This window comes from Lampropedia cohaerens, assembly GCF_001005215.1.
Lineage (GTDB): Bacteria > Pseudomonadota > Gammaproteobacteria > Burkholderiales > Burkholderiaceae_C > Lampropedia > Lampropedia cohaerens.
Genome location: NZ_LBNQ01000016.1, coordinates 12,980 through 37,847 on the forward strand (window position 1 = coordinate 12,980; position 24,868 = coordinate 37,847).

Here is a 24,868-nt window from a genome sequence, read left to right on the forward strand (position 1 = left end):
GCGCCTACAGCAGCGTCACCGGCCTTTCGCCCCGCTCGTAGACGACGTGCGCACGCCCGACAATGAGCGGATCAAGCTTGCCAATCTGTTCGGCGGACTTGCTCGCATAGGGCAGCTTGTGCAGCACATAGCGCATGGCATTGAGGCGCGCGCGCTTTTTGCAGTCGCTCTTGATGACCGTCCAGGGTGAATCCGCGGTGTCGGTCTCAAAGAACATCGCCTCCTTGGCGCGGGTGTAATCGTCCCATTTGTCGAGCGACGCCATGTCGATAGGGCTGAGCTTCCACTGCTTGAGCGGGTGCGCCTTGCGCTCCTTGAATCGGCGGCGCTGCTCCTGCTGACTAACCGAGAACCAGAACTTGATGAGGTGCACCCCGCTGCGCACCAAGTGCCGCTCGAACTCTGGCGCCTGGCGCATGAACTCCGCGTACTCGTCATCGGTGCAAAAGCCCATCACACGCTCGACCCCCGCGCGGTTGTACCAGCTGCGGTCGAACAGCACGATTTCACCGCGCGTGGGCAGGTGCTGCACATAGCGCTGAAAGTACCACTGGCCCTGCTCCTCCAGCGTGGGTTTTTCCAGCGCCACCACGCGGGCTCCACGCGGGTTGAGGTGCTCCATGAAACGCTTGATCGTGCCACCCTTGCCCGCTGCATCGCGCCCCTCGAACAGGATGACCACGCGCTGGCCCGTCTCCTTGACCCATGCCTGCAGCTTGAGCAGCTCGACCTGAAGCCGGAACTTCTCCTTTTCGTAGACGCTGCGCCGCAGCAGGTTCCGGTAGGGGTAGCCGCCGTCGCGCCAGTCATCCGCCAGTTCTTCGTCAGGATTGGGCTTGTCCGCAGCGGGCCGCCAGCCCTTGCTCAACAGCGTTTTGCGCAGCGCCTGCTGATCGTCCGGCGAGGCGCCTTCAATCAGTGCGCGCAGCGCAGCGGCCCGCTCCCTGGCCGAGCCTTCTGCAGCGACGATGCGCAGCGCCGCCTCGCTCAACTCGCTCTGGCGCGCGTGACCGGCCTCCGCGCTGACATGGCGCTGCAGCGCCGCAAGGTTGTGGGTGGGCGCCACGTCGCCCTGGCTGGCCTTGCGTACCGCGGGCCTGCGGCTGCGGCGTTGCGAAGATGCGGTGTTTTTGTCGGCGTCGGACATGCGCGCTCCCTGTCTTTCATTGCAAAACAATGACAGGGATTATCCGGATCCGCCCGCGCACTCGCGCAGGGAGTCTCACCATTTGAGTCAGCCACTCGCATCTGCAAGAGACGTCCTCACACGGTCAAAGCTGTCCGTAGCTGTGCAGCCCCGAAAGAAACAGGTTGACCCCGAGGAACGCAAAGGATGTGACAGCCAGCCCCAGTAGCGCCCACCACGCCAGCCAGGCACCACGCAGGCCCTTGACCAGCCGCATGTGCAGCCAGGTGGCGTAGTTGAGCCACACGATCAGCGCCCAGGTCTCTTTGGGATCCCAGCTCCAGTAGCCACCCCAGGCTTCTGCCGCCCAGAACGCACCCAGCACCGTGGCGATGGTAAAGAAGGCAAAGCCGACGGCGATCGCCTTGTACATCAGGTCATCGAGTACGTCGAAATCGGGCAGCCTGGCTGCCAGCGGCCTGCGCAGCGCTACCACGGTGGACACCAGCAAGGCCGCCACGCCAAAGTAGAGCATCCAGAACGAGGGCGCGGCATCCGCGGCATTGCGGCGAAACAGCAGTGGTTCCAGACACAGCACTACCCCGAGCAGCCACAGGGGCACCAGCTGCCACCTGCGCCCGTGCTGCGCGTGATACTTGATCAGCCAGGCAAACGCCACCATGGCGGCAATGGCAAACGTGCCGTAGCCGATGAAGTTGGCCGGCACGTGCAGCTTCATCCACCAGCTCTGCAGTGCAGGCACCAGCGGCTGAATGAGGTGACCTTCGCGTGCAACCGCATACCACGCCAGAAAACCCACCGCCGCGGCCACGATGGGCATGACGAATGCGCCCAGGCTGCGCGTGCGGTAGTGCTGCTCGTAATACAGATAGAACAGCGTGGTCAGCCAGCAAAAGAGGATGAAAACCTCGTAGAGGTTGCTGACCGGGATGTAGCCCACGTCAGGCCCGATCAGATAGCTCTCATACCAGCGCACCAGCGTGCCCGCCAGCGCCAGCGCGCTGGCCGACCAGGCCAGCGCCGCGCCCACCGCAGCCAGTGCCGGCCGCCACAGCCCCAGCCAATAGAACACCGTGCTGAGCAGATACAGCACGCCCATCCAGAGAATGGCGGACTGGCTAGAGAGCAGGTACTTGAGCAGCCACTGCTGCTCGGAGCGGGCCAGATCCGCACCGCCATCGCCCTGGTACAGTCTGATGGCCAGCACCGCAAGCACCCCCACCGCGAGGGCAAAGCCCTGCACCGGCCGCCAGAACCATCCCAGCGCAGCCAGCGTCGCCGCCGCCGCCAGCAAAATGGCCGTCTCATACCCGTCCAGGTAATCCCCATAGCGCCACAGTGCCCAGGCACAGGCGCCGGTCACCAGCGCGGCAAAGAGCCAATCTCCGGCGCTGCGACGCGCAGCGCCAGGAAAGCGCATGGGCGCGGCCCGCACAACCGGGCCAGGGGAGTTTTCCGTGCTATGCATCGTCATGGGATTCGTCGTATTTCAGGCTCGGACTTTGCGCGCGCAGCAGCGTCTGCTGCAGCTGCTTGAACTCCTGCCCGGCATCCAGGGTGCGGCGATTGGTCGCCATGGCCAGCAACGCCTGCGCTGCCGTCCCGTCAACATCTGGCTGCAGCCACAGCCACAGACGTCGCTCACGCACGAACAGCATCATGAAAACGCCTGCGATCAGCAGCACACAGCCTAGGTAAACAACGGGCCGACCCGGTGCCTTGGTCACCTGGAAGACGCTGGCCTGCACCTGCGTGAAGTCCTCCAGCGCAAAAAACACATCCGCTGGATAGGCTTGCATATCACTGAGCGCCAGCAGCGCCAGGCGCATGAAGGACTGCATGGCCGGGCCCTCGGGCGCGAGCGCTGCCAGGCCATCTGCCTGACGCTGCTGTTGCAGCAGCTCGAACAGCACTCCCTGCAACATACGCAACAGCACGGCGGAGGCCGACTCCATCTCTTCCGGCGACACATTGTTCTGGATGAACTGCGCCAACGCCTGCAGACCAGCTGTGGGCCTGCCCTGCGGCGCAGGGGCGCCCTCCCCGACAAAAAGCGCCATCGCCCGCCGGGCGGAAGCTTCAAGCTGGGCCCGCAGGTCGGTGCGGTCCGTCACCAATGCCCGGGAAACATAGGCTGCCACGGCCTGCGCGCGCGAGGGAGCGTCGTACAGGGCGCGCTGCAGCCGCAGAAAATCGTCCATGCTGGCAGCGCTGTCCTGCGGAATGCGCACGTAGCGCATGGGCTCGGACGGCTGCTGCCGTACACCAAGCAAATACACCGGCACACCATCGTCCAGGTCCGCAGCCAGCATGTAGTTGTGAAACTCCACCGCCTGCCCGGCCGCATCGCGCAGGCGATAGGTGATGCTCGGGCCCACATTGCGCAACACCTGCGGGCGCGTCGTCTTGTTGCCCGCGCCCAGGTGCGTGGCCAGCGTGCTGCGCAGATCCACCCTGCGCACATCGACGGCATCGCCACCGCCCAGGTTCTCGACGTTGAGCACGCGCAGCTGCGCAACTTCCAGCGTTGTGCCAGGCAGCAGCGCGCCAACCGGCAACGTCTTGCCGACTTCTGCCTCCAATACGGTCTGCGGCACGCGCTGGCGCAGCCCCACGGCCCGCAAACGCACCCGGGAGCCACCGTCGTCGAAACCGGACTGGTAGATGTCCACACCATGGATGCGCAAGGGCTGGTTGACCGCAATGCGGTGACTGCTGCGCTGCTTGCCCGCCAGATCCTCGATCACCACCTCGCTGGTGAATGCACGCGGCATGCCGCTGGAGTAATAGTCCACCTCGAAACGCTGCAACCCGATCCGAAAGGGCAGCGGCTGCAGCAACACGCCATCGCCCTGCGTGACGATGGCAGTGGCGGACTCTGCGCCTTCTGCCACACGCACCAGCCCGCGATAGGCCGGCGTGGCCGGTGAGAGCCAGTGCTCGGCGCCCGCCTGCCCCAGTGACTGCATACTCGTAAAAGGTGTCTTGCCACCCCACCACGCCTGCGCGCGAATGAACAGCTCTCCATCGATCAGCGCACCTGCGCAGATCAGCACGATCGCACCGTGCGTCGCAATGTAGCCCAGCTTGTGCGCGGCGCCGCGCTTGGCCGCCACCATCCACCCGCCTGGCTGCTGCATGGCGCCGGCCTGGCGCGCATGCAGCCGCACCCGCCAGCCGGCAGCAGCCAGCGTGGCAGCGGCATCGTGCGCCAGGGCCTGCGGCGCACCGTCCAGCGTGCCCTGGGCATGCAGCGGCATGGCACGCAGGCTGCCCACCCGCACCTTTTCGTGATAGCGCCGCATGTCGGCCAGGTACTTCGGCGCGTTACGCGCAATGCACAGGCTGGTGCTGAGCACCAGAAACGCCAGAATCAGCACAAACCACCAGGCGCTGTAGACGGCGTGCAGCTGCAAGGTGATGAACAGTTGCGCCCAGAATGGGCCGAAAGTCTCGACATAGCTCGCCAGCGGCTGTTGCTGGCGCAACACCGTTCCCGCTACGGACGCGATGCTGAGCACCGTCAGCAGGACGATTGCAAACCGCATGGACGCCAGCAGCGCATGGGCGCTGCGCCACCAGGAAGCAGACAGGATGGACAAGGCAGGCAAGAAAAAATGAGGAAAGTCCGACAACATGGCCATGCCACATGGCGGCGCAGTCGCGCCGCAGGCTGCCATTGCACCAGAAATAGCTTATCCCCGGGCGAGCCAGTGCATACTGCGCGCCATGCAATCTTCCGAATCGAACCCAAGTCCGCAGGCGCTGGAGCAGCGTCGCGCGGAAGAAAAAAAGGCACTGAGCTGGTGGCACACCGCGCGCTTTTTCACCACCGCCGCGCAGCTGCACCAGGTGCCTGCGCTGGATCTTCCCGAGCTGGCCTTCGTCGGGCGCTCCAACGCCGGCAAATCCACCTGCATCAACACGCTGACGCAGCAGCGCCAATTGGCCTTCGCCTCCAAGACGCCCGGGCGCACCCAGCACATCAACCTCTTCGAGCTGGGCCCCAAAGGCGCGCCCGACGCGGTGCTGGCCGATCTGCCGGGCTATGGCTACGCGGCCGTGCCGCAGGCCGACAAGCTGCGCTGGCAGCGCGTCATGGCCAACTACCTGATATCGCGCGCCAACCTGCATGCCGTGGTGCTGCTTTGCGACGCGCGCCATGGTCTGACCGAGCTGGACGAAGCGCTGTTGGAGATGCTGCGTCCGCGCGTCGAACAGGGCCTGCACTTTCTGGTGCTGCTGACCAAGGCCGACAAGCTCAACCGCACCGAGCAGCACAAGGCGCTGCAGATCATGCAGCTCAACGCTGGCGGTGGGCAGGTGCGGCTGTTTTCCGCCCTCAAGCGCCAGGGAGTGGCCGAGACGGCGTTGCTTTTGCGCCAATGGGTGCTGCAGGCTCAGACACCATCTGGCTTGTCCGACCCCGGTGCCGATACCATCGCATCATGATCGCGCCACGCCGCCAGCCAACGTCGGATTGCCGCACGCCGGTTGTCTGCTGGCGGCGCTGAATCCTGTCCCTGACATCTGACCGGCCATGATCGCAACGTTCCGTCAAGACCCGCCCTCAGCCATCAAAGTGGCACAACGCACGCACAAGCTGCCTGCAGCGCGGCAGTGTGGGGCGGCTGCGACCTTGCTGGTGGCCGCAGCCAGCCTGCACGCCCAGAGCGCGCCCGGCCGCGTTGCAGACCGTGACGAGGCGGCCTATCGCGCCAGTGGCCCCTACATCGGCTGGCTGGAAGCAACGCGCGACACCACCTACGCTGCCACGCACTGGCTGGCCAGTTCCCTGGACGGACTGTTTGGTGACGAACCGTTCGAGAACAGCGGTAAGGTCTCCGGCTATCTCCGCGTGAATGCCCTCTGGGACGAGTTCTACGGCAGCAATGTCAACGTGCGGTTTCGGCTGCGCGCCGACCTGCCCAATCTGGAAGGCCGCGCCTACGCATTCATAGGTCAGGATAACGAACGTGAGGTCGTGACCGACCAGCCCGAGAACTTCAGCCGCGAACAGCTGCTGATTCGCGAGAACCGCCGGGAGGACCAGTCGTTCTTCGCCGGGCTAGGCTACGACGTCATGGACGACGTGGACTTTCGCATCGGCTTTCGCGGCGGGCTGAATGTCTACGTCCAGGCGCGCTACCGCAATCAGTGGGCGCTCTCGCCACGTGACACCCTCTTCTTTCGCGAAAGCCTCTTCTGGTCCTCCAAGGACAGCCTGGGCTCCACGACCGTGCTGGACTATGAGCATGCGCTCTCGCGCACGCTGGCAGCGCGCTGGAGCACCTCCGGCACCATCACTCGCCGCAGCGATGGCTTCGAATGGCACAGCGGCCTGGGCCTGTTCAAGGAGTTGCCGGGCCTGCGCACCGCTGCCGTCGAGGCGGTGGTACAGGGCCGCACCGGATCGGTGGACATCTCCAACTACGGCGTGCGGACATCGTGGCGCCAGCCCATCTATCGGGACTGGCTGCTGGGCAAGGTCACACTCGGCCATTTCTGGCCCAAGGAACGCGAGACGCCCAGCCGCGAGGAATCCTGGGCCATTGGCCTGACGGTCGACATGTATTTTTGAGCACCAGCTGACAAAAAAAAACGCAGCCATGAGGCTGCGCTTTTTTCCGTACCCGGTGCTCTTTGCGTTCAGCTTTCGGTGACGCTAATTTCTCCGCTGATACGCGCGCCTTCTTCCACGACCAGCTTGCCATAGCGAATCTTTCCGGTGACCTTGCCGGTGGCGAAGATGGTGAGTTTCTCGCGCACCGTCAGATCGCCATCGAACGTGCCACGGATCTCCGCCACGTCAATATTGGCAGTGCCGTTGAACGAGCCACTCTCGGAGATCTGGATGACCTTGGAATCGAGCGTTGCCTCGACAACCCCCTCGATGAACAGCACGTCACAGTCGGTGATCTCCACACCCTTGAGCTTGATGTTGGGGCCCACCGTGAGCTTGCTCTGCGCAGGCTCCGCAGCGGCGGTCTTCTCGCTCACGGCAAAGCTCGGCGCCGCAGCTGCCGCCGATGCGCCGAAAAAGCCCGCAGGCCGTGCCGCAGCCGGCGCGGCACCGGCAGTGACCGGACTCGGGGCAGCCACGGCGGGCGTAGCGGGTGCAGTGCTGGCCGTGTCGCTTTTGGGATCGTTGCGTTTGCCGAAGAAGCTGGATTGAGCCATGAGTAGAAATCCTTTGGTTGATCTGACAGGGTTGCGGGTGACAATTTACGGGAAATCAGCGCAGCAAGTCGCGCATGAAGCCGGGCCGATCGTAAATGTTGCGTTTTTTTGCAGCCGTTGCACAGGCTAACTGCTCGCACCGGCACGTCACGCCATGCGCGAGAACGTGCTCACGATCTTTTCGTGCACAGGTTCTCAGCCGCGCATGAGCTGCTCTATGGCCTCGGCGGCCACTGGCACGTCGCGGGTCAGCACTTCGTGCCCGTCGGCAGTGATGACCACATCATCCTCGATCCGGATGCCGATGTTGTGAAACCGCTCGGGTACCCCTTCTGCCGCCCGCACGTAGATCCCCGGCTCGATCGTCAGCACCATGCCGGCGCCAAGCACCCGTGCCGACGGCTGCGCGCCCTGCCCGTGCGCGGCGGGCTCGGTGTAGCTGCCGCAGTCGTGCACATCCAGCCCAAGCCAGTGGCTGGTGCGGTGCATGTAGTAGGGGAAGTAGGCGCGCTGGGCAATGGCGTCGTCCACGCTGCCGACCTTGTCGGCATCGAGCAGACCCACATCCAGCATGCCCTGGGTCAGCACGCGCACAGCGGCATCGTGCGGGTCGCTGAACCGCGCCCCCGGCTGCGCTGCAGCGATGGCCGCTTCTTCGCTGGCCAGCACGATCTCGTAGAGCTCGCGCTGCACGCTGGAAAAGCGCCCGTTCGCCGGGAAAGTGCGGGTGATGTCGCTGGCGTAGCTGTCGAGCTCACACGCTGCATCAACCAGCACCAGTTCGCCCGGCCGCACCGGCGCGCTGCCTGCCGCGTAATGCAGCACGCACGCGTTGGCACCGGCAGCAACGATGTTGCCGTACGCAGGCCCCTGCGCGCCGTGTTTGCGGAAGGTGTGTAGCAGCTCGGCCTCCAGGTGGTACTCGCGCACATCCTGTCCGGCTTCCAGCATGCGGGCGCTACAGCACATCGCCGCGATGTGGGCCTGCGCGCTGATCCTGCCGGCCCGGCGCATGATGGCCAGCTCGTGGGCGTCCTTGTACAGCCGCATTTCATCGAGCAGGGCGCACACGTCGTGCTGGGACTGTGGCGCCGTCACCCCCTGGCGCGCTCTGGCGCGCACGCGATCGAGCCAACCTTCGACACGCGCAGCCATGCCCGCATGGGTCGCAAACGGATAGTAGACGGCCGCACGATTGCCCAGCGCCTGAACGACGCGCTCGTCCAGCTCCTCGATGGATGCGGCTTCATCCACCCCCAATGCCGCCACGGCCTGCTGCGGCCCGAGGCGATAGCCATCCCAGATCTCGCGCTCGAGATCCTTGGGCTGGCACAGCAGCACGCTGCGACCGTCGGCGTGCAGCAGCAGGCAGGCATCAGGTTCGGTGAAGCCAGTCAGGTAGTAGAAATAGCTGTCATGCCGGTACGGATAGTCGCTGTCGCGGTTGCGCCGCTGCTGGGGCGCCGTGGGAATGATGGCCACCGCGTCGCGTACCATGGATTGCGCAAGCCGCCGGCGGCGCTGCGCATAAAGCTGGATGTTGTCAAGCTGGAAGGCAGACATGGGCACTCGCTGGGATAGGAAGGATGAGGTGCAGCCCGAACACGCGCTTCAGACTGCCTGCAACTGGGTTGCCGCGTCGCCCGGGTTGCTGGGAGCAGGCGCCCATACCGATGGATCCACACGCAGCAACTCCAGCGGGTAGCGGCGCCCTTGCAGGTAATCCTCGATGCACTGCATGACGATGGGCGAGCGGTGCTGCGCCTGGCTGGCACGCACCTGTTCGACATCCATCCACACGGCCCGCAGGATGCCGTCATCGAGCGGCTGCTCGGGATGATGGGGCCCCAGTTCCCCGCAGAACGTAAAGCGCAGATAGGTCACCGCCTCCGCCGCACCAGAGGGCACGAAGCGGTTCAGGTAGATGCCCACCAACGCCCGGGGCGTGAACTCGTAGGCGGACTCCTCGCGCGTCTCGCGCACGCATGCCTGCACCAGACCCTCGCCGGGATCGAGATGGCCGGCAGGCGTGTTCAGGCGCACACCGTCGCGGGTGTCTTCCTCGACCAGAAGAAAGCGCCCGTCACGCTCGATGACCGCGGCCACGGTCACATTGGGTTTCCATCGCTGTTGCATGGGGCTATTATCCATCTGGCAACCTGCCTCGCTGCCCGGGCTGCCAGTCAAGCACCGTGCTGTCCGGTGCGACTGCGGCGCGGGCGTCCTTCCTCAGCCGCCTGCAAGAACTACGCCATGTCCTCCAACGACGCCAAAGACGCGCTCGCTGCCGCGCACGCCAACACCCTCACGCCTGCCCAGTTGCAGGCGCACTGGATGCCCTTTACCGCCAACCGCGAGTTCAAACGGAATCCGCGGCTGATCGTCGCTGCTGACGGCTGCTATTACACCAGCGCCGATGGCCGGCGCATTTTTGACGGGCTATCCGGCCTGTGGTGCTGCGGCCTGGGTCATGGGCGCCGGGAAATCGCCGACGCGATCGCACAACAGGCACGGCAGTTGGACTACGCGCCGGCCTTTCAGTTCGGTCACCCGCTATCGTTTCAGCTGGCCGAGAAAATCGTCTCGCTGATGCCGCAAGGACTCAGCCACGTGTTCTTCACCGGTTCCGGCTCGGAGTCAGCCGACACCGCACTGAAGATGGCGCGCGCCTACTGGCGCGCCAAGGGCCAGCCCGGCAAGACGCGCCTGATCGGGCGCGAGAAGGGCTACCACGGCGTGAACTTCGGCGGCATTTCGGTAGGCGGCATCGGCGGCAACCGCAAGGTGTTCGGGCAGACACTGGAGAGTGACCATCTGCCGCACACGCAGGGGGCTGGCGGCAGTTTCTGCAAGGGCATGCCGGCCGAGGGGGGCCGGGCGCTGGCCGACCGGCTGCTGGACCTGATCACGCTGCATGATGCCAGCAATATCGCCGCCGTAATCGTCGAGCCGTTCTCCGGCTCGGCCGGTGTGATTCCGCCGCCGCAAGGCTATCTGCAGCGGCTGCGCGAGCTCTGCGACCAGCACGACATCCTGCTGATCTTCGACGAGGTCATCACCGGGTTTGGCCGCGCCGGCGCCATGACGGCGTCGCAGGCCTTCGGCGTCACCCCCGATCTGCTGACACTGGCCAAGCAGGTTACCAACGGTGCCCAGCCACTGGGTGCCGTGGTTGCCAAGGCCAGCATCTATGAAGCTTTCATGGAGGCGGGCGGGCCGGAGTACCTGGTCGAATTCCCGCACGGCTACACCTACTCGGCCCATCCGGTGGCCTGCGCAGCCGGTCTGGCCGCACTTGAGTTGCTACAGCAGGAACAGGCCGTTTCCCGCGGCGCCGCACTCGCGGCGCACCTTGAGGAAGCGGTATTCCAGCTGCAGGGCGCGCCGCACGTGGCGGACATCCGCACCATTGGCCTGGCAGCCGGCATTACGCTGCAGCCGCTGCCCGGCGAGCCGGCCCGCCGCCCTTACGAGGTCGCCATGCATTGTTGGGAACAAGGCTTTTATATCCGCTACGGCGGCGACACGCTGCAGATTGCGCCGCCCTTCATCGCCGAGCCTGGTGAGATCGACCGCATGGTCGAGGCCATCGATCGGGCGCTGCGCGCGATTCGCTAGCGTAGGCTTGCCATGAATTGGCACGGGCAGGCATCGCACCGGTGTGCGTATCTGGCCGATAATCGGTCGGATGCGCAATCCAGCGCTGCCTTGCATTCATTGACCAGGTACTGACCCTCCGGATCGCCATGCGCCCTTCCCCGGCACCGGCCTTGTCCGCCGACGATATCCGCTCGAAACTGCTCTACGTCAGGCAGTGGCCCGACTTTTCGGCTGAACGCGACCTCTCGCGCATTGGCGATCTGGCCCGCATCTGCGCCCTGCTCTCCAGAAAACCCACTGTGGGCTTTCTGGTGCATCGTGCACTGGACATGCCTAGCCATGAGGTGGAGCCGCTTGTGCTGCACCTGATCGACGCGGGCGCCGTCGCCGTCTTCCAGACCGGCACCGAGCCACTGACAGCCTCCGGCGCTACGCCCTCCGCCACGGACGGTCCGGACATTGCGGCGTCGCCTGGGGCCGAAGACGACCAGCGCCACGGCGCCGCACGGACATTCCTCAAACGCCTGTGGGGCAAGCTGCTGCCTCGCTGATCTACCGTACACGCACGGACAAGGGACCTTCATGGAATGGAACATCGCTGTCCTAGGCTCTGTCGGCTCGGGCAAGACCACCGCCATTCGCGCCATCAGTGACATCGACGTGGTCGACACCGACGTCGCTGCCACGGATGCAGCAACACTGCAGCGCAAAGCCACCACCACGGTGGCCATGGACATGGGCGTCATGGAACTGGGCAACGGCGACAAGCTGCGGCTGCACGGCGCGCCCGGGCAGGACCGCTTCGACTTCATGTGGGAAATCCTGCTGGAGCAAGCCCGCGGCGCGGTCGTGTGTGTCGATCACAGCCACGCCGAGCGTCTGCAGAGCCTGGCCGCCTATCTGGATGCGATCGCCGCGGCGAAGGCGGGCCAGGACTTTCCCATCGTGATCGCCGTCACCCATGCCGAGCAAGATACCCGGCGCAGCCTGCAGCCCTACTACGATTTTCTGCGCCAGCGTCGCGCCTGCCCCTGCAGCGCCTGCACACCCGCAGTGATGTGGTGCGATGCACGCAGTGCACGCGACGTCACCGCTGTGATGGTCGTCATGACGGCCCTGCTGGAGTCCTTTCAGACCCTGCCCGAATCCGCCTTGCACGCCCGCTTTGCTCAGTGGCAAAAGCGTGTGCATACCCCATGAACGCGCCACTGCTTTCCGTGCGGGGCCTGTCGGTCTGGCGCGCCGACCGGCAGGTGCTGCGCGCCATTGATCTGGAGCTGCCGTCTCGCGGCTGCGGCGCCATCCTGGGGCCCTGTGGCACGGGCAAGTCCACCCTGCTTCAATGTCTGCAGGCGCTCGGCCAGCAGCCAGCGCTGGCATGGCAGGCCCCGACGCTGCGCGCCGAGTGCGCGCGGGCACAGTGCGCAAGCCCCTTGCGCATCGGTATGCAGCAACAGAAAACCCTGCGCCCGCCTGGCGTCACGGCACTGCAGTTCTTCTGCGCCGAAGGCGGTGACGCTGCAACCACCATGCAGGCACTGCGCCAGCTGTTCGGCCAGCTCAAGCTGACGGAGATGCTGCCGCGCCTGTTTGCGCCCTGCACGCAGCTGACCGATGGCGAGTGGGCGTTGTTCACGGTGCTGCGCACAGCCCTCTACGGCAAGGATTTGTTACTGCTGGACGAGCCCACGGCCGGCCTGGATGCGACGAGTGCCGCGCCGGTCATTGCCGTCATCGATCGCCTGCGTCAGACGCGCTCCGTCGTGCTGATCACCCACAACCTGGAGCACGCCAGGCGCCTGGCCGACCAGGTCTGGCTACTCACAGATGGTCAGGTGCGCGAGGTCGCCAGCGCCAGTGCATTCTTTGCCGCGCCGCAAAGCGAGGCGGGGCGCCACTACCTGCTGCATGGATCGGTCCCCGAGCAGGGCACGCATGCTGCCGAATCGGCGCAGACGCAGCAGCGGGTGCAGGCTGCGCTGCGTGCGCTGGAAGCCAACCGCAGTCCGGGGCTCGGCAAGCTGCACGCGCTGACACCCGCGCGCTTTCGCTGGGTCGTGCCGGACCGCCTGGCCGGCGTGTCCATACCCGGTCTGCTGGGCAACGCGACGCAGGACCTGCAGGGATTGCGCGGCGCCGGCATCGATACGCTGCTGAATCTGACGGAAACCCCGTTCGATGACGCACTGGCCGCCGCGCATGGCATGCGCACGCTGCACGTGCCCATCGTCGACATGCAGCCACCGCTGCTGGAGCAGGCCGTCGACCTGTGTGATGTGCTCGATCGGCAACTTGCGCAGGGCAGGTGCGTCGCTGTGCATTGCAAGGCCGGCCAGGGCCGTACCGGCACCGTGCTGGCGGCCTATCTGATGTGGCGCGCCAGAGGCGCATGGTCGGCAGCGCAGGCATTGCAGGCCGCCCGACGCATCGATCCGGGGTGGATCCAGTCCACACAGCAAGTGGCATTTCTGACGCAGTTCGAGCAATTCATTGCCACCCAGGTGACTTTTGCGTAAACACCAAGACACAAAAATCGAACTTCTCTACAATTGGCACCGTTGAATCAGGTTACTTTTGTAACATTTTCCCAACCCGATCCCGCAAGGTACCACGATGTCACTGGACTCCGCCCTCGAAAAAGCCGTCGCCACCATCCCCGATTGCGTAGCCGCTGGCTATGTGGATCTCGATTCCGGCATGCTGCTGGCTATCAAGACTGTCGATTCCCACGCCCAGGAAGTCATCGATCTGCTGGCTGCCGCGACTGCCGACCTCTTTCAGGGCGCTAACGTTCAGGCCATCGAGAAGATCTTCCGCCGTGTGCGAGGGGTGCAGGAGGACGGCCGCCACTACTTCCAGGAGATCATCGTCAACAGCGAAAACCTGCTGCATATTTTTTTACGCGGCAAGAACCAGCAACAGGTGGCGACATTCGTGTGTCGCAAGGGCGCCAACCTCGGTATGGTGCTGACCAAGTCGCGCATGGCCATGCCGCTGATCGAAAGTTCGCTCTGACCCACTGCACCGACATCGGCAGCAGGTACTGCCTCAGCACGCAAAGCCCGGCGGCACAGGGCCATCGTCTATCCGGTTTCTGAGCTATTGGTATGTTGAGCCCCGAAGAACAATCCCAGGCCCGCAGTGTGTTGCGCGCATTCCGTGCCAGTTCGGACGCCATTGAACTGACGGCCTGGGTCTCGTTTGACGGATTTGTGCTGGCATCGGCCACGCAGAACCACGTCAATGCCGATCGCATCGGCGCCATGTGCGCCTCCTTGCTGGCACTGTCTCGCCGCGCTGCAAAGGAAGTCGAGATGGGCGTGCTCAAGCAGGTGATCCTCGGTGGCGATCAGGGCATCATGCTGCTGGTCGAGGCCGGCCCGGGGCGCGCGCTGATGCTCTCGGCGGAAAGCGGCGCCAACCTTGGCCGCATCCTGCTGGATGCACGCAAGGCCGCCAAGGCGCTGGAAGCTATCGGCACTTCTGGCAGCGCCTGAAGGGGCCGGCCTGGCCCCGCGCGTTCACGCAGGGCTCAAGTGCTGCGCAGCAGCCGCGCGGCATCCAGGGCAAAGTAAGTCAACACCCCGTCCGCGCCCGCACGCTTGAACGCCAGCAAGCTCTCGAGCATGACCGCATCGTGGTCGATCCAGCCGTTCTGCGCTGCCGCCTTGACCATGGCGTATTCACCACTGACCTGGTAGGCAAAGGTCGGCACGCCGAAGGCATCCTTGACGCGGCGCACCACATCCAGATACGGCAGGCCCGGCTTGACCATCACCATGTCCGCGCCTTCGGCAATGTCCAGCGCGACTTCGCGCAGGGCCTCATTGCTGTTGGCGGGGTCCATCTGGTAGGTTTTCTTGTTGCTCTTGCCCAGATTCGCGGCGCTGCCGACGGCGCTGCGAAACGGCCCGTAGAAGGCGCTGGCGTACTTGGCCGCGTAGGACATGATGCGGGTATGGATGAAGCCCTCGCGCTCGAGCGCCTGACGAATCGCGCCAATACGGCCATCCATCATGTCGCTGGGGGAGAGGATGTCGACGCCAGCTGCAGCATGCGAGAGCGACTGCTTGATGAGCGCCTCAATGGTGGCCTCATTGAGGATGTAGCCGGTCTCGTCGATCAGCCCGTCCTGCCCATGGGTGGTGTAGGGATCAAGCGCCTGATCGCTCATCACCCCCAGCTCGGGAAAGCGGCTCTTGAGCGCGCGCGCGGCGCGCTGGATGATGCCGTCGTCATCCCAGGCGATGCGACCATCGGCGGTTTTTGCATCCGGATCAGGGACCCCGAACAGGTCCAGCACCGGCACGCCAAGCTCCAGCGCCTGTTCGGCGACTTTCAGCAATTCATCGATCGACAGACGCTCCACCCCCGGCATGGACGGCACTGGCGCACGTCCCGCCTGTTCGTGCACGAACACCGGCAGGATGAAGTCATCGGCGGTGAGCGTGTGCTCACGCATCAGACGGCGGGAAAAGTCGTCGCGGCGCATGCGGCGCGGTCGCGCCAGAGGATAAGGAGCTGGAATGATCTGCATAGGTATACCTTCTTGCTGCCAAGCCCGCCAGCTTACGCTTTCCAGCCATCCTTGAGGGTGCAGGCACGGTTAAACACCAACGTGCCGGCGCCAATCGGCATCTTGCGGTCACGCACGAAGTAGCCGAGCCGTTCGAACTGCAGCGGCGCAGGCGCATCGCCCTGCGCTTGCAGCATATCCAGCAGGCCCGCCTCCACATAGCCTTGTGCGATGCTGAGGCTGTCCGGGTTGAGTTCCTCGGCCAATTCGGCTTCTCCGGGATGCTCGACCTTGAACAGCCGCTCGTAAAGGCGTATTTCCGCAGGCGTTGCATCGTGCACGCCAACCCAGCCGATCACGCCCTTGACCTTGACGCTATCGGCCCCCGGTGTGCCGCTCTTGGTGTCGGGGATGACCTCGGCCAGCACCTTCGTGATCTGTCCATTGGCATCCTTCTCGCAACCCGTGCAGTGGATGACATAGCCATACTTGAGGCGCACCTTGTTGCCTTCCTTGGGCTGACCGTCACCGCCGACATGCGGCGGGTAGAGGCGCCGGTAGCCCTTGGCTGGCACTTCCATGAAATCCTCGGCCTCGATCCAGATCTCGCGACCGAGCGTGAACTGGCGCTGGCCCGCGGTCTCGTCGTGGGGATTGCGCGGCGCATGGCAGGGCTCCAGGTGCCCTGCCCCGAACAGCGCGTCCCAGTTGGTCAGCTCCAGCTTCAGCGGTGCCAGCACCGCCAGCGCGCGCGGCGCCACCGGATCGAGCGTGTCACGCAGCGCACCTTCCAGCGCGGAATAGTCAATCCAGCCGCCGGACTTGGAAACCCCCGAACGCTCGCAGAACAGCTTGAGGGCATCGGGCGTGTAGCCGCGCCGGCGCAGCCCGGCGATGGTCGGCATGCGCGGATCGTCCCAGCCATCGACATGGCCCTCCTCGACCAGCTGGCGCAGCCGGCGCTTGCTGGTGATGACGTGGGTGACGTTCAGGCGGGCGAACTCGTACTGCCTGGGTGGCGGCGCCTGCAGCAGGCCGCCCTCGCAGAGCTTTTGCAGCAACCAGTCGTAGAACGGGCGCTGGTCCTCGAACTCCAGCGTGCAGAAGCTGTGCGTGATCTGCTCCAGCGCATCCTCGATCGGATGCGCGAAGGTGTACATCGGGTAGATGCACCACTTGTCGCCGGTGTTGTGGTGGGCAGCATGCTTGATGCGGTAGATGGCCGGATCGCGCATGTTGATGTTGGGGCTGGCCATGTCAATCCTGGCGCGCACCACAGCCGCACCATCGGCCAGCTTGCCCGCGCGCATCTCGCGCAGCCGCGCGAGGTTCTCGGCCGGGCTACGGCTGCGAAACGGGCTGTCCTTGCCAGGCGTATTGAAGTCACCGCGGTTGGCGCGCATCTGCTCGGGCGTCTGCTCGTCCACGTAGGCATTGCCCGACTCGATCAGGTACTCGGCCGCGCGATACATGAAATCGAAGTAATCGCTGGCGTAGTACACATGCGGCTGCGTCTGGCCCGGCGCGCCGGGCACATCGGCAAACTCGGTGGAGTAGCCCAGCCACTGCACCATCTCGCGGATGGATTCGACGTACTCGCGCTCTTCCTTTTCCGGGTTGGTGTCGTCAAAGCGCAGGTGACAAACACCGCCGTACTCCTTGGCCAGGCTGAAGTTGATCCAGATGCTCTTGGCGTGGCCAAGGTGCAGGTAGCCGTTGGGCTCGGGCGGAAAGCGCGTGCGGATTGCTGCCGGATCAATGATGCCTGCCGCATGGTGCGCCGCATCTCCGGGGCTGCCGCCCCAGCGGCGCTGCGCGTAGGTGCCTTTTTCCAGGTCCTGCTCGATCACGTTGCGCAGGAAGTTGCCGGGCTTGCCGCTGTCGGCAGCGGTATCGGTGGCGGCAGGCGCCGCATTGGAAGATGGGGTTGAGCTCATGGGAGCGAATTGTAGGTCGAGGCCACGCGCGCGCTGCCGCAGGGCCAAGACAAAAAGGCACTGACCACAGGTTTGCCACGATTGACCCGCTCACGCACTGCGCCTACGCTGCGCGAGCAGACCTCAAGCCGCTGCGCCAACCCATGAACTCGCCACTCAAACCCCGCCGCAAACCCTCACAATCGCGTGCCTGGATGACCTCCGTGGCCATCCAGGACGCGTTCGTGCTTTTGCTGGCGGAAAAGGACTTCGCACACATCTCGATGCGCGACATCGCCCATCTCGCCGGCGTGGGCCTGGGTACCCTGTACCTCTACTTTCCCAACAAGGAATCGATCGCGGCCGTGACAATCCGCCGCTGGCTGCGCGGTCTGGCCAGACGCCTTGAAAAGGCACATGCGGGAGAGAACGACGACCTGCACGCGCGTCTGCGTGCCATTGTCGCCACCCATGTGCAGGCCATCTGTGAGCAGCCCACCACATGGCGGGCGCTCATGCAGCTGGAACGGCGCCTGACCACCCCGGCACTGTACCAGCAGATGTACGGCCATTTCGTGCAGGTTGTGGCGACAAGTCTCGCCACAACCAGCGACTGGCCACGCGGGCGCGATGCCCAGCCAGTGGCATTCCTGGCATTCTCGTTGCTGTGCTCCGCCACGCGCGACGGCCTGATGGCCCTGCAGACCCTGCCTGCGCAGGACAGCTGGACCCGTCAGCTGCGAGTAGCCATCACTGCCGCCGTGCAATGCGCCCTGTGCACTGATAGCGCGAACGGAGGCACGATTGCTCGCGCTTGCCTTCACCCAGCACAAACCTGAACAACAGCACCCGACGCAACCTCGCCGGGCCAGTGGCCATGGGGACTGCGCGCGTGCAATAACCCGAACACCACTGCACTGCGACGTTCCTAGAATCGTCGTCACCTGCTCGAGTTTCCGGTGACGCCATGACTCTTACGATCGAAGATGCCCGTGCCGTGCTGAGCGCACAACCTTTCAGCCAGCTGCTGGACGCGCAGTTGTTGCAGTTCGACGCATCCCTGGCGACATTGCGCATCCCCATTCGGACTACGCTACTGCAGCAATTGGGCTTCGTGCACGGTGGCGTGCTGTCCTATGCAGCCGATAACGCCCTGACTTTTGCAGGCGGCTCGGCGCTCGGCGCGCGTGTTGTCACCTCGGAATTCAAGATCAACTATCTTCGGCCCGCCAAAGGCGAGGCCCTGATAGCACGTGCCAGTGTCTTGCACGCCGGCAGAACGCAGGCCGTTTGCCGCTGCGACGTCTATACCGTTGCCGAAGGCCAGGAGACGCTATGCGCCATTGCGCAAGGCACGATTGTCGCGCTGGCGCCGGCGGTCTGAACCGCGCCTCTCGATGCACACGCGGCTGGCGCCGCTGCAGTTTTCACGTCTTCGCCCACTGCCCAAGGAACCGCACCATGCACGACTTCCCCCATCCGGACAACCAGGTCCCCGAACTGGCGGACTACAACGTCTACACCAGTGACCCCGTGCTGACGGCAGCCATCCAGCGCTATGGGGCTGACTGGCGCACTGCAGAACTGGAGCGCCAGGGCGCTGAATACGGCAGCACTGCCGCACTGCGCATGGCCGAGGATGCCGAACACTACGCCCCTGAGCTTCACACTCACTCGCCAACTGGCACGCGCATCGATTTCGTCAAATTCCACCCGGCCTGGCACGAAGCAATGGCCATGGCGCGGCGCAACGGCATCACCAACCTGCCCTATGTCGACCAGCGTCCTGCGGCATGGGTAGCCTATGGCGCTACCCTTTACATGCACAGCCAGATTGAATCAGGCTCGACCTGCCCCAGCACCATGACCAAGGCCAGCATTCCCGTGCTGCAGCGCAATGCCGCGCTGTCCGAGAAGCTCTGGCCCAAGCTGGCGGATACGACGCATGATCCGCAGGACATTCCCGTGCAGGACAAACCGTCCATGACCGTTGGCATGGGAATGACGGAAAAACAGGGCGGCAGCGATGTACGCAGCAACACCACGCGCGCCGAGCCGACAGGCCAGGGCCCCTGGGGCGAGGAATTTGCCATCACCGGCCACAAGTGGTTTTTCTCCGCGCCGATGTGCGACGCCCACCTGGTGCTGGCCAAGACCCCCGAACGCGGCGCCTCCTGCTTCTACGTGCCGCGCTGGCGGCCCGACGGCAGCAAGAACCCCATTCACATCCAGCGTTTGAAGGACAAGGTGGGCAACCGGTCCAATTCCAGCAGCGAGGTCGAACTGCACGGCGCCTGGGGCGTGCTGCTCGGTGAGGAGGGACGCGGCATTCCCACCATCATCGAGATGGCCACCTACACCCGGCTGGACAACGTGCTCTCCAGCGCAGGCATGATTCGCCGCGCATTCGTGCAGGCGTTGCACTATGCGCGCAACCGCGTGGCCTTCGGCAAGCGCCTGATCGAGCAGCCTTTGATGGCCGAACTGCTGGGCGACATGGCACTGGAATCCCAGGCGGCCACCTTGCTCGCGATGGATCTGGCCTCCCGTTTCGGCAGCGACACTCCGCTTGACCAGGCTTGGCGTCGCCTCCTGACGCCGGCCGCCAAGTTCTGGGTCTGCAAACGTGCCGTTGCCATTACCGCCGAGGCCATGGAGGTATTCGGCGGCAATGGCTATGTAGAAACGGGCCCGATGGGGCGGCTGTTCCGTGAAGCGCCGGTCAACTCGATCTGGGAAGGCTCGGGCAACGTCATGTGCCTGGACGTGCTGCGCGCCGCCTCGCGCAATCCGCAGGACGTTCAACAGGTACTCGCCCACCTGCTGGACGTGGCGGCTGACGAACCCAGACTGCGCCGACAGCTGCAGCGGCTGGTCGACACCTTCCAGCGCCCGCCTGCCGAACTGGAGCCACTGGCGCGCCGCATCACCCAGCAGCTGGCCCTGTGCGTGCAGGCTGCGCTGCTGCTGCAGCATGGCAGTGCCAGCGCCACCTCGGCCTTCATCGCCAGCCGCTTCGACGCCGACTGGGGGCCGGTCGTCGGCGTGACGGCAGGCACGCAGCAGGTGCAGGCGTTGCTGCAGGAAAACTGGCAATAACCGACCCTGGACCGCTAACGCGGCATGGTCAAAACCGGCCAAGTGCGCCAGAACAATCACAAAGGAGACACACCATGACCGACTTCGTATCCATCCTGGATCAGTACGCACATTGCCAACCGCAGAAGCTGGCCCTGCGTGCCGAAGGCCATGACTGGGACTACGCCGCCCTGGCCGATGCCAGCCGCCGCGCCGCCAGCGTTTTGCAGCAACAGGGGGTGGCCGCGGGCGATCGCATTGCGCTGTTCTGCTACAACACGCCGGCGTTCGTGTTTGCCCTGTTCGGCGCATGGCGACTGGGCGCAACAGTGGTACCTATTAATCACAAGCTGCAGGCTCCGGAGCTTGCCTATATCCTCAGGCATTCGGGCGCGACTCTATGTCTGTTCGACGCGGCGCTGGCGGAAGTGGTGACCAGTTGCGGCCTCGCTATCAAGCCTCTTGCCACCGGTGGGCGTGCTGGCAACATACCGAGTTTCGATGCGCTGTGCGAGGCAGCAACGCCGTTGATGGATGAGGCTGCGCCGCCTGCCGACGCCATCGCGGAGATCCTCTACACATCCGGCACCACCGGCAAGCCCAAAGGCTGCCTGCACACCCACCACGCGGTGTTGTGCACAGCGATGGCAGCCGCTGCAGCCACCTCCCTGACCCATGCCGACCGGACCCTGATCGCCATGCCGATCTGGCATTCCTCGCCGCTGAACAACTGGTGCCTGGGCACGCTGCTGGTGGGCGGCAGCGTGGTACTGCTGCGCGAGTATGCACCGGCTGCCTTTCTGCAGACACTGCAGCAGGAGCGCATTACCTTCACCTTCGGTGCACCGATTGCCTTTCTTGCGCCGCTGCAGGTCGTGGACAACATCGCCGACATGGACTTCAGCAGCATGCGCCTGTGGGCCTACGGCGGCGGCCCGCTCGGCGCAGACATGGCGCGCCGCCTGGCTGCCGCCTACCGCTCGGACCGGTTCATGCAGGTCTACGGCATGACTGAGACCGGCCCGCTGGGCACTGTGCTGCACCCGGAGGACGCGGTGACCAAGGCCGGCTCCATTGGCCGCTGCGGCACGCCCGGCACCGTCGTGCAGCTTCGTCATTCCGACGGCAGGCCATGTCAGGCAGGCGAGGTAGGTGAAATCCATCTGCGCTCACCTGGAATGATGGCGGGCTACCTCGATGACGCCGAAGCCACTGCCAATGCGTTCGACCAGCACGGCTGGTACCGCAGCGGCGATCTGGCCCGCATCGACGAGGACGGCTTTTTATTCATCGTCGATCGGCTCAAGGACATGATCGTCACTGGAGGCGAGAACGTCTACTCCAAGGAAGTGGAGGACGCCATCGCCGCGCACCCTGCGGTGCAAGACGTGGCCGTGATCGGGCGGCCGCACCCCGAATGGGGTGAAACTGTCACAGCGCTGCTGGTACTGCGGCCTGGCCAGACGCTGGATACCCAAGGACTGCAGGACTTTCTCGCGCCACGCCTTGCGCGTTACAAGATTCCCCGCATCGTGCAGGTGTGCGAGAGCCTGCCCCGCACAGCCACCGGCAAACTGCTCAAGCATCTGCTGCGCAACGAGGGAACATTGCGTGCACCAGCAACACAGGCGGCAGGTCAGGCTGACGGCCAGGCATAGAATCACTATCTTCGACGTCGGCCACGTGAGGCCGACTTTTCAGAATCCCGTGAGGACCAACTTTGATGAAATCCCCATCGCTGATCGCGCTTTGCGCCCTGGCACTTGCCACACTGGCCGGATGCAACACCACCATGCCCGACCCCTCTGCATCCGTCGCCCCCGCACAGGCAGTCGCGACGCAGACGCTTGTCCCGGAGGCCCTCCAACGTGGAGAAATCACGTCAGCCAGCCTTGTCAACGTCGTCGACGGCAGCCGCAGCCAGGTCTATCGTGTGGCGCTGACACAAGGAGATCGCATCGCGCTGCAGGCGCAAGGGGCTCTCAAGAGCAGACTATCCGTGCTGCGCGACGGCCACCTGCTGGCCGCGTCGCAGATCAGCGGCAACGGCAACCGTTGCGACGGCGATACCGATGGCACGCAGCATCGCAGCCGCCTCGTCTTTGAGGCAGACAAGACCGCAACGTTCGACGTCGCCGTCAGCGGCATCGACCGTTATGCATATGGTCCGTTTGAGCTTTCCATCACAAAGCTGGACGAAGTCGACCGTGCCGACACTGCCTTGCAACCAGGCCAGACTTACGAACAGTTCGGTGCCGGCGAAGCCCGTCATCACGCCCTGCACATTGCCGATGCCGGGCTTTACACCATCGCCCTCACGAGTTGTTACTTCGATGGCTATCTGACGCTCACCGGCAGCGGCGTCTCCATCAGTGATGACGACAGCGGCGGCGACTACAACCCCGCCATCACCGCCTGGCTGGAGCCCGGACAATACACACTTGAAGCGTCAGCGCTGGACACATTTGCCGGCCATCCCTATACGCTGCAAGTCACAGCCCTGCCCATTCCGCCGGGCGCCAGTTTCCAGCAAGGCGGCATGCTGGTGCCGGGACGCACCGTCAGCGGTGTGCTCCATGCCAACAGCGAGCTGGACTACCAGTTCACCCTCGCGCGCCCAACGCGCGTTACCATCACGGGCCGTAGTGACAACTTCGACGTATTTCTCTCGGTCAGAGATGCCTCGGCCAGCAATCACTGGGAAGACGACGACAGCGGCAAGGGCGCGAGCGGCACGGACGCGCAGATTACCCAGCAACTGCCCGCCGGCACCTATACGGTCCACGTCAGCGCCGCAGACTGGAATTCCGGCCTGTTTACCCTGCAGCTTGAAACCGACGGGCGCAGTCTCTGAAGCGCCGCAGACGCACGCCGCAGCGTGTCGCACGTGCCTTCTTGGTCAGCCAAGAAACTGAAATCCCATCGTGCGGGCGTGGTAGTAAAGCCCCCCGTCCTGCACGATCAGGAAGCGCGCCAGATCCTCTCCGCGGTTATGGTGCGAGTGCGCCGCCGCAGCGGGCGTGACCAGGGTGCTCCAGGGCTGCCAAGGGACAGGCTGACCATCGATGGTGGTATGGCAGGCCTGGCCGCTGACCACCAGCGTGATGGCGGCCGAGTTGTGCCGGTGCGGCTGCTGGTCACAATGCCCGCGCAGGCTGTTGAGCGAGAGGGTCAAGGTCGGCAGCAGGTTGCGGCTTGCCTGCAACTGCTCGCTGGAAAACACCACTGCGCAGCCCGACGTCGTGGCCTCCGGCGTCTTATATTGAATCAGCTGAAGTTGCGCATCGATGTCCGCATTGCGGTAGTGAACCGTGGGCACCACACCGCAATCGGCCGGCGGCACGGCCCGGCAATGCGCATAGAGCGGCTCATCGGTCACGACCCAGAGCACCGCATCGCCATCCGCTGCCGAGAACACCACATCCTGGCCGCCCGCAAACAGGATGACATCGCCCGTTTCCCAGTGCAGCTGCTCCGTGACAGTGCCAGCCCTGCCCTGACCCTGGATGACATAGCAGATGACGCCACTGCACAGCCCATGCAGATGCAGCTGCTGCTGCGCATTGATGCGGGCATAGCGCGCCAGCATTAGCGGCGTGGTGGCGACGCAGTCACATCGCAGCGCGCCCGACTGGTCGCACGCATACCAGCCAGTTGGCATCCCCGGCGCTAGCGCCCTGGCGGCAACGTCATCGAAGGCACGCGCGGGAACGGCCGGCAGCTTGATGTTGAAGGCGTTGGCCGAGTTGAAGTAACGCGCGCGGCGCTCGGCCGCATTGCGCGGCGCGGCGGCCTGCTGCGCACCCATTTCGGCCATGCTGTCGGCCGTGTCATTTCGACCAGCATCATGCACTCTCGCGATCTCCCCTTCTCCTGCATCGATCCAGCGGCATTCCGTGACGCCATGGCCTGTCTCGGCGCCGCCGTGCACATCGTGACCACCGACGGGCCCACCGGGCGGGCAGGCTTTACCGCATCGGCCGTCTGTAGCGTCACGGACAGCCCCGCCACGCTGCTGGTGTGTCTGCAGCACAGCTCCTCGGCGTACGCCTGCGTCAAGGCCAATGGCGTGGTGTGCGTCAACACGCTCGACGGCGCGCAGGAGGATGTATCTCGGCGCTTTGGCGGCAAGACGCCGATGCTGGAGCGTTTCGCCGGCGGGCCGTGGCAGACGCTGCAGACGGGGGCACCGGTTCATCCTCTGGCCTTGGTGGCCTGCGATTGCGTGATTACTCGTACTGTCACCGTTGCCACGCACGACGTGCTGTTCTGCCGCGTCGTGGCGATCCAGCGGGCAGCGTCTGCGCCCGCCACCGGTGCCAACAGCTGCCTGGTCTACGCCGGACGGCGCTATCATCGCGTTCCTCTGTGAGGTTTTGTCCGGCGTCGGGCATCGCCCCCGCCCGCTCTGATCCCATTTCGACTGCCCTG

Annotated in this window: 23 protein-coding genes; 14 read left to right on the forward strand and 9 right to left on the reverse strand. The window is 64.8% G+C overall.

From position 1 onward, the window contains the following. Positions 1-4: 4 nt before the first annotated feature. The 3 genes from ppk2 to AAV94_RS03775 form a co-directional block, all read right to left on the reverse strand. Complete coding sequence (ppk2, locus tag AAV94_RS03765; protein ID WP_046741002.1) at positions 5-1,147, reverse strand: polyphosphate kinase 2; 1,143 nt, start codon at positions 1,145-1,147, stop codon at positions 5-7. Between the two features lie 124 nt (positions 1,148-1,271). Next, positions 1,272-2,567, reverse strand: coding sequence for a c-type cytochrome biogenesis protein CcsB (ccsB, locus tag AAV94_RS03770; RefSeq protein ID WP_046741003.1), 1,296 nt, complete (start codon positions 2,565-2,567; stop codon positions 1,272-1,274). A gap of 40 nt (positions 2,568-2,607) precedes the next feature. Then, positions 2,608-4,749 (reverse strand): cytochrome c biogenesis protein ResB, encoded by a 2,142-nt coding sequence (locus AAV94_RS03775; RefSeq protein ID WP_197407999.1) that lies wholly within the window; start codon positions 4,747-4,749, stop codon positions 2,608-2,610. A 127-nt stretch (positions 4,750-4,876) separates the two neighbouring features. Between AAV94_RS03775 and yihA the strand changes: the two genes are divergently transcribed. Beyond that, complete coding sequence (gene yihA, locus AAV94_RS03780) at positions 4,877-5,599, forward strand: ribosome biogenesis GTP-binding protein YihA/YsxC (RefSeq protein WP_084824722.1); 723 nt, start codon at positions 4,877-4,879, stop codon at positions 5,597-5,599. A gap of 88 nt (positions 5,600-5,687) precedes the next feature. Next, positions 5,688-6,728 (forward strand): hypothetical protein, encoded by a 1,041-nt coding sequence (locus tag AAV94_RS03785; protein WP_052754899.1) that lies wholly within the window; start codon positions 5,688-5,690, stop codon positions 6,726-6,728. A 68-nt stretch (positions 6,729-6,796) separates the two neighbouring features. Here the strand turns inward: AAV94_RS03785 and AAV94_RS03790 are convergent, their stop codons facing one another. The 3 genes from AAV94_RS03790 to AAV94_RS03800 all read right to left on the reverse strand — a co-directional run bounded on the left by AAV94_RS03790 (position 6,797) and on the right by AAV94_RS03800 (position 9,463). Continuing rightward, positions 6,797-7,327 carry a bactofilin family protein gene (locus tag AAV94_RS03790; protein ID WP_046741004.1) on the reverse strand — a complete coding sequence of 177 codons (531 nt, stop codon included), beginning with the start codon at positions 7,325-7,327 and terminating at the stop codon, positions 6,797-6,799. Positions 7,328-7,522: 195 nt separating this feature from the next. Beyond that, on the reverse strand, positions 7,523-8,890 hold the full coding sequence (locus tag AAV94_RS03795; RefSeq protein WP_046741005.1) for an aminopeptidase P N-terminal domain-containing protein: 1,368 nt from the start codon (positions 8,888-8,890) through the stop codon (positions 7,523-7,525). A gap of 48 nt (positions 8,891-8,938) precedes the next feature. Next, on the reverse strand, positions 8,939-9,463 hold the full coding sequence (locus AAV94_RS03800; RefSeq protein ID WP_046741006.1) for an NUDIX hydrolase: 525 nt from the start codon (positions 9,461-9,463) through the stop codon (positions 8,939-8,941). 117 nt (positions 9,464-9,580) lie between these two features. On the opposite strand from AAV94_RS03800, the gene AAV94_RS03805 reads away from it, so the two are divergent. The 6 genes from AAV94_RS03805 to AAV94_RS03830 all read left to right on the forward strand — a co-directional run bounded on the left by AAV94_RS03805 (position 9,581) and on the right by AAV94_RS03830 (position 14,424). Beyond that, positions 9,581-10,945 (forward strand): aspartate aminotransferase family protein, encoded by a 1,365-nt coding sequence (locus AAV94_RS03805; RefSeq protein WP_046741007.1) that lies wholly within the window; start codon positions 9,581-9,583, stop codon positions 10,943-10,945. A 128-nt stretch (positions 10,946-11,073) separates the two neighbouring features. Next, positions 11,074-11,478, forward strand: coding sequence for a hypothetical protein (locus AAV94_RS03810; RefSeq protein WP_046741008.1), 405 nt, complete (start codon positions 11,074-11,076; stop codon positions 11,476-11,478). Between the two features lie 31 nt (positions 11,479-11,509). Beyond that, positions 11,510-12,127: a GTP-binding protein gene (locus AAV94_RS03815; protein WP_052754900.1), complete on the forward strand. Its 618-nt coding sequence runs from the start codon at positions 11,510-11,512 to the stop codon at positions 12,125-12,127. Next, a complete protein-coding gene (locus AAV94_RS03820; RefSeq protein WP_046741009.1) occupies positions 12,124-13,443 on the forward strand; it encodes a phosphatase domain-containing putative toxin in 1,320 nt (439 codons plus the stop codon). The genes AAV94_RS03815 and AAV94_RS03820 overlap by 4 nt, the downstream gene beginning before the upstream one ends. Positions 13,444-13,540: 97 nt before the next feature. Then, positions 13,541-13,942 (forward strand): hypothetical protein, encoded by a 402-nt coding sequence (locus AAV94_RS03825; RefSeq protein ID WP_046741010.1) that lies wholly within the window; start codon positions 13,541-13,543, stop codon positions 13,940-13,942. 92 nt (positions 13,943-14,034) lie between these two features. After that, positions 14,035-14,424, forward strand: coding sequence for a roadblock/LC7 domain-containing protein (locus AAV94_RS03830; RefSeq protein ID WP_046741011.1), 390 nt, complete (start codon positions 14,035-14,037; stop codon positions 14,422-14,424). A 35-nt stretch (positions 14,425-14,459) separates the two neighbouring features. Here AAV94_RS03830 and hemB read toward each other — a convergent pair whose 3' ends face one another. Beyond that, on the reverse strand, positions 14,460-15,464 hold the full coding sequence (hemB, locus tag AAV94_RS03835) for a porphobilinogen synthase (RefSeq protein WP_046741012.1): 1,005 nt from the start codon (positions 15,462-15,464) through the stop codon (positions 14,460-14,462). A 32-nt stretch (positions 15,465-15,496) separates the two neighbouring features. Continuing rightward, on the reverse strand, positions 15,497-17,380 hold the full coding sequence (locus AAV94_RS03840; RefSeq protein ID WP_046741013.1) for a glutamine--tRNA ligase/YqeY domain fusion protein: 1,884 nt from the start codon (positions 17,378-17,380) through the stop codon (positions 15,497-15,499). Between the two features lie 143 nt (positions 17,381-17,523). On the opposite strand from AAV94_RS03840, the gene AAV94_RS14355 reads away from it, so the two are divergent. From AAV94_RS14355 to AAV94_RS03865, 5 genes are all read left to right on the forward strand, one after another. Further along, the gene (locus AAV94_RS14355) at positions 17,524-18,198 is read left to right on the forward strand and encodes a TetR/AcrR family transcriptional regulator (RefSeq protein ID WP_052754901.1); all 675 of its coding nucleotides are present in this window, start codon (positions 17,524-17,526) and stop codon (positions 18,196-18,198) included. Between the two features lie 128 nt (positions 18,199-18,326). Continuing rightward, on the forward strand, positions 18,327-18,743 hold the full coding sequence (locus tag AAV94_RS03850) for a PaaI family thioesterase (RefSeq protein WP_046741014.1): 417 nt from the start codon (positions 18,327-18,329) through the stop codon (positions 18,741-18,743). 77 nt (positions 18,744-18,820) lie between these two features. Then, positions 18,821-20,458, forward strand: coding sequence for an acyl-CoA dehydrogenase family protein (locus AAV94_RS03855; protein WP_046741015.1), 1,638 nt, complete (start codon positions 18,821-18,823; stop codon positions 20,456-20,458). 74 nt (positions 20,459-20,532) lie between these two features. Then, positions 20,533-22,095, forward strand: coding sequence for a class I adenylate-forming enzyme family protein (locus AAV94_RS03860; protein ID WP_052754902.1), 1,563 nt, complete (start codon positions 20,533-20,535; stop codon positions 22,093-22,095). 65 nt (positions 22,096-22,160) lie between these two features. Beyond that, positions 22,161-23,291: a PPC domain-containing protein gene (locus AAV94_RS03865; RefSeq protein ID WP_046741016.1), complete on the forward strand. Its 1,131-nt coding sequence runs from the start codon at positions 22,161-22,163 to the stop codon at positions 23,289-23,291. Positions 23,292-23,336: 45 nt separating this feature from the next. Here AAV94_RS03865 and AAV94_RS03870 read toward each other — a convergent pair whose 3' ends face one another. Then, positions 23,337-24,254, reverse strand: coding sequence for a cupin domain-containing protein (locus AAV94_RS03870; protein WP_156454334.1), 918 nt, complete (start codon positions 24,252-24,254; stop codon positions 23,337-23,339). Between the two features lie 30 nt (positions 24,255-24,284). On the opposite strand from AAV94_RS03870, the gene AAV94_RS03875 reads away from it, so the two are divergent. Then, a complete protein-coding gene (locus AAV94_RS03875; RefSeq protein WP_046741018.1) occupies positions 24,285-24,809 on the forward strand; it encodes a flavin reductase in 525 nt (174 codons plus the stop codon). The last annotated feature ends 59 nt before the right edge of the window (positions 24,810-24,868 follow it).

What these genes read in the sequence shown, in the direction of transcription:
- ppk2 (WP_046741002.1), bottom strand. Translation starts at nt 1,147, where the DNA reads ATGTCCGACGCCGACAAAAACACCGCATCTTCGCAACGCCGCAGCCGC.
- ccsB (WP_046741003.1), bottom strand. Translation starts at nt 2,567, where the DNA reads ATGCGCTTTCCTGGCGCTGCGCGTCGCAGCGCCGGAGATTGGCTCTTT.
- yihA (WP_084824722.1), top strand. Translation starts at nt 4,877, where the DNA reads ATGCAATCTTCCGAATCGAACCCAAGTCCGCAGGCGCTGGAGCAGCGT.
- AAV94_RS03785 (WP_052754899.1), top strand. Translation starts at nt 5,688, where the DNA reads ATGATCGCAACGTTCCGTCAAGACCCGCCCTCAGCCATCAAAGTGGCA.
- AAV94_RS03790 (WP_046741004.1), bottom strand. Translation starts at nt 7,327, where the DNA reads ATGGCTCAATCCAGCTTCTTCGGCAAACGCAACGATCCCAAAAGCGAC.
- AAV94_RS03795 (WP_046741005.1), bottom strand. Translation starts at nt 8,890, where the DNA reads ATGTCTGCCTTCCAGCTTGACAACATCCAGCTTTATGCGCAGCGCCGC.
- AAV94_RS03800 (WP_046741006.1), bottom strand. Translation starts at nt 9,463, where the DNA reads ATGCAACAGCGATGGAAACCCAATGTGACCGTGGCCGCGGTCATCGAG.
- AAV94_RS03805 (WP_046741007.1), top strand. Translation starts at nt 9,581, where the DNA reads ATGTCCTCCAACGACGCCAAAGACGCGCTCGCTGCCGCGCACGCCAAC.
- AAV94_RS03810 (WP_046741008.1), top strand. Translation starts at nt 11,074, where the DNA reads ATGCGCCCTTCCCCGGCACCGGCCTTGTCCGCCGACGATATCCGCTCG.
- AAV94_RS03815 (WP_052754900.1), top strand. Translation starts at nt 11,510, where the DNA reads ATGGAATGGAACATCGCTGTCCTAGGCTCTGTCGGCTCGGGCAAGACC.
- AAV94_RS03820 (WP_046741009.1), top strand. Translation starts at nt 12,124, where the DNA reads ATGAACGCGCCACTGCTTTCCGTGCGGGGCCTGTCGGTCTGGCGCGCC.
- AAV94_RS03825 (WP_046741010.1), top strand. Translation starts at nt 13,541, where the DNA reads ATGTCACTGGACTCCGCCCTCGAAAAAGCCGTCGCCACCATCCCCGAT.
- AAV94_RS03830 (WP_046741011.1), top strand. Translation starts at nt 14,035, where the DNA reads ATGTTGAGCCCCGAAGAACAATCCCAGGCCCGCAGTGTGTTGCGCGCA.
- hemB (WP_046741012.1), bottom strand. Translation starts at nt 15,464, where the DNA reads ATGCAGATCATTCCAGCTCCTTATCCTCTGGCGCGACCGCGCCGCATG.
- AAV94_RS03840 (WP_046741013.1), bottom strand. Translation starts at nt 17,380, where the DNA reads ATGAGCTCAACCCCATCTTCCAATGCGGCGCCTGCCGCCACCGATACC.
- AAV94_RS14355 (WP_052754901.1), top strand. Translation starts at nt 17,524, where the DNA reads ATGAACTCGCCACTCAAACCCCGCCGCAAACCCTCACAATCGCGTGCC.
- AAV94_RS03850 (WP_046741014.1), top strand. Translation starts at nt 18,327, where the DNA reads ATGACTCTTACGATCGAAGATGCCCGTGCCGTGCTGAGCGCACAACCT.
- AAV94_RS03855 (WP_046741015.1), top strand. Translation starts at nt 18,821, where the DNA reads ATGCACGACTTCCCCCATCCGGACAACCAGGTCCCCGAACTGGCGGAC.
- AAV94_RS03860 (WP_052754902.1), top strand. Translation starts at nt 20,533, where the DNA reads ATGACCGACTTCGTATCCATCCTGGATCAGTACGCACATTGCCAACCG.
- AAV94_RS03865 (WP_046741016.1), top strand. Translation starts at nt 22,161, where the DNA reads ATGAAATCCCCATCGCTGATCGCGCTTTGCGCCCTGGCACTTGCCACA.
- AAV94_RS03870 (WP_156454334.1), bottom strand. Translation starts at nt 24,254, where the DNA reads ATGGCCGAAATGGGTGCGCAGCAGGCCGCCGCGCCGCGCAATGCGGCC.
- AAV94_RS03875 (WP_046741018.1), top strand. Translation starts at nt 24,285, where the DNA reads ATGCACTCTCGCGATCTCCCCTTCTCCTGCATCGATCCAGCGGCATTC.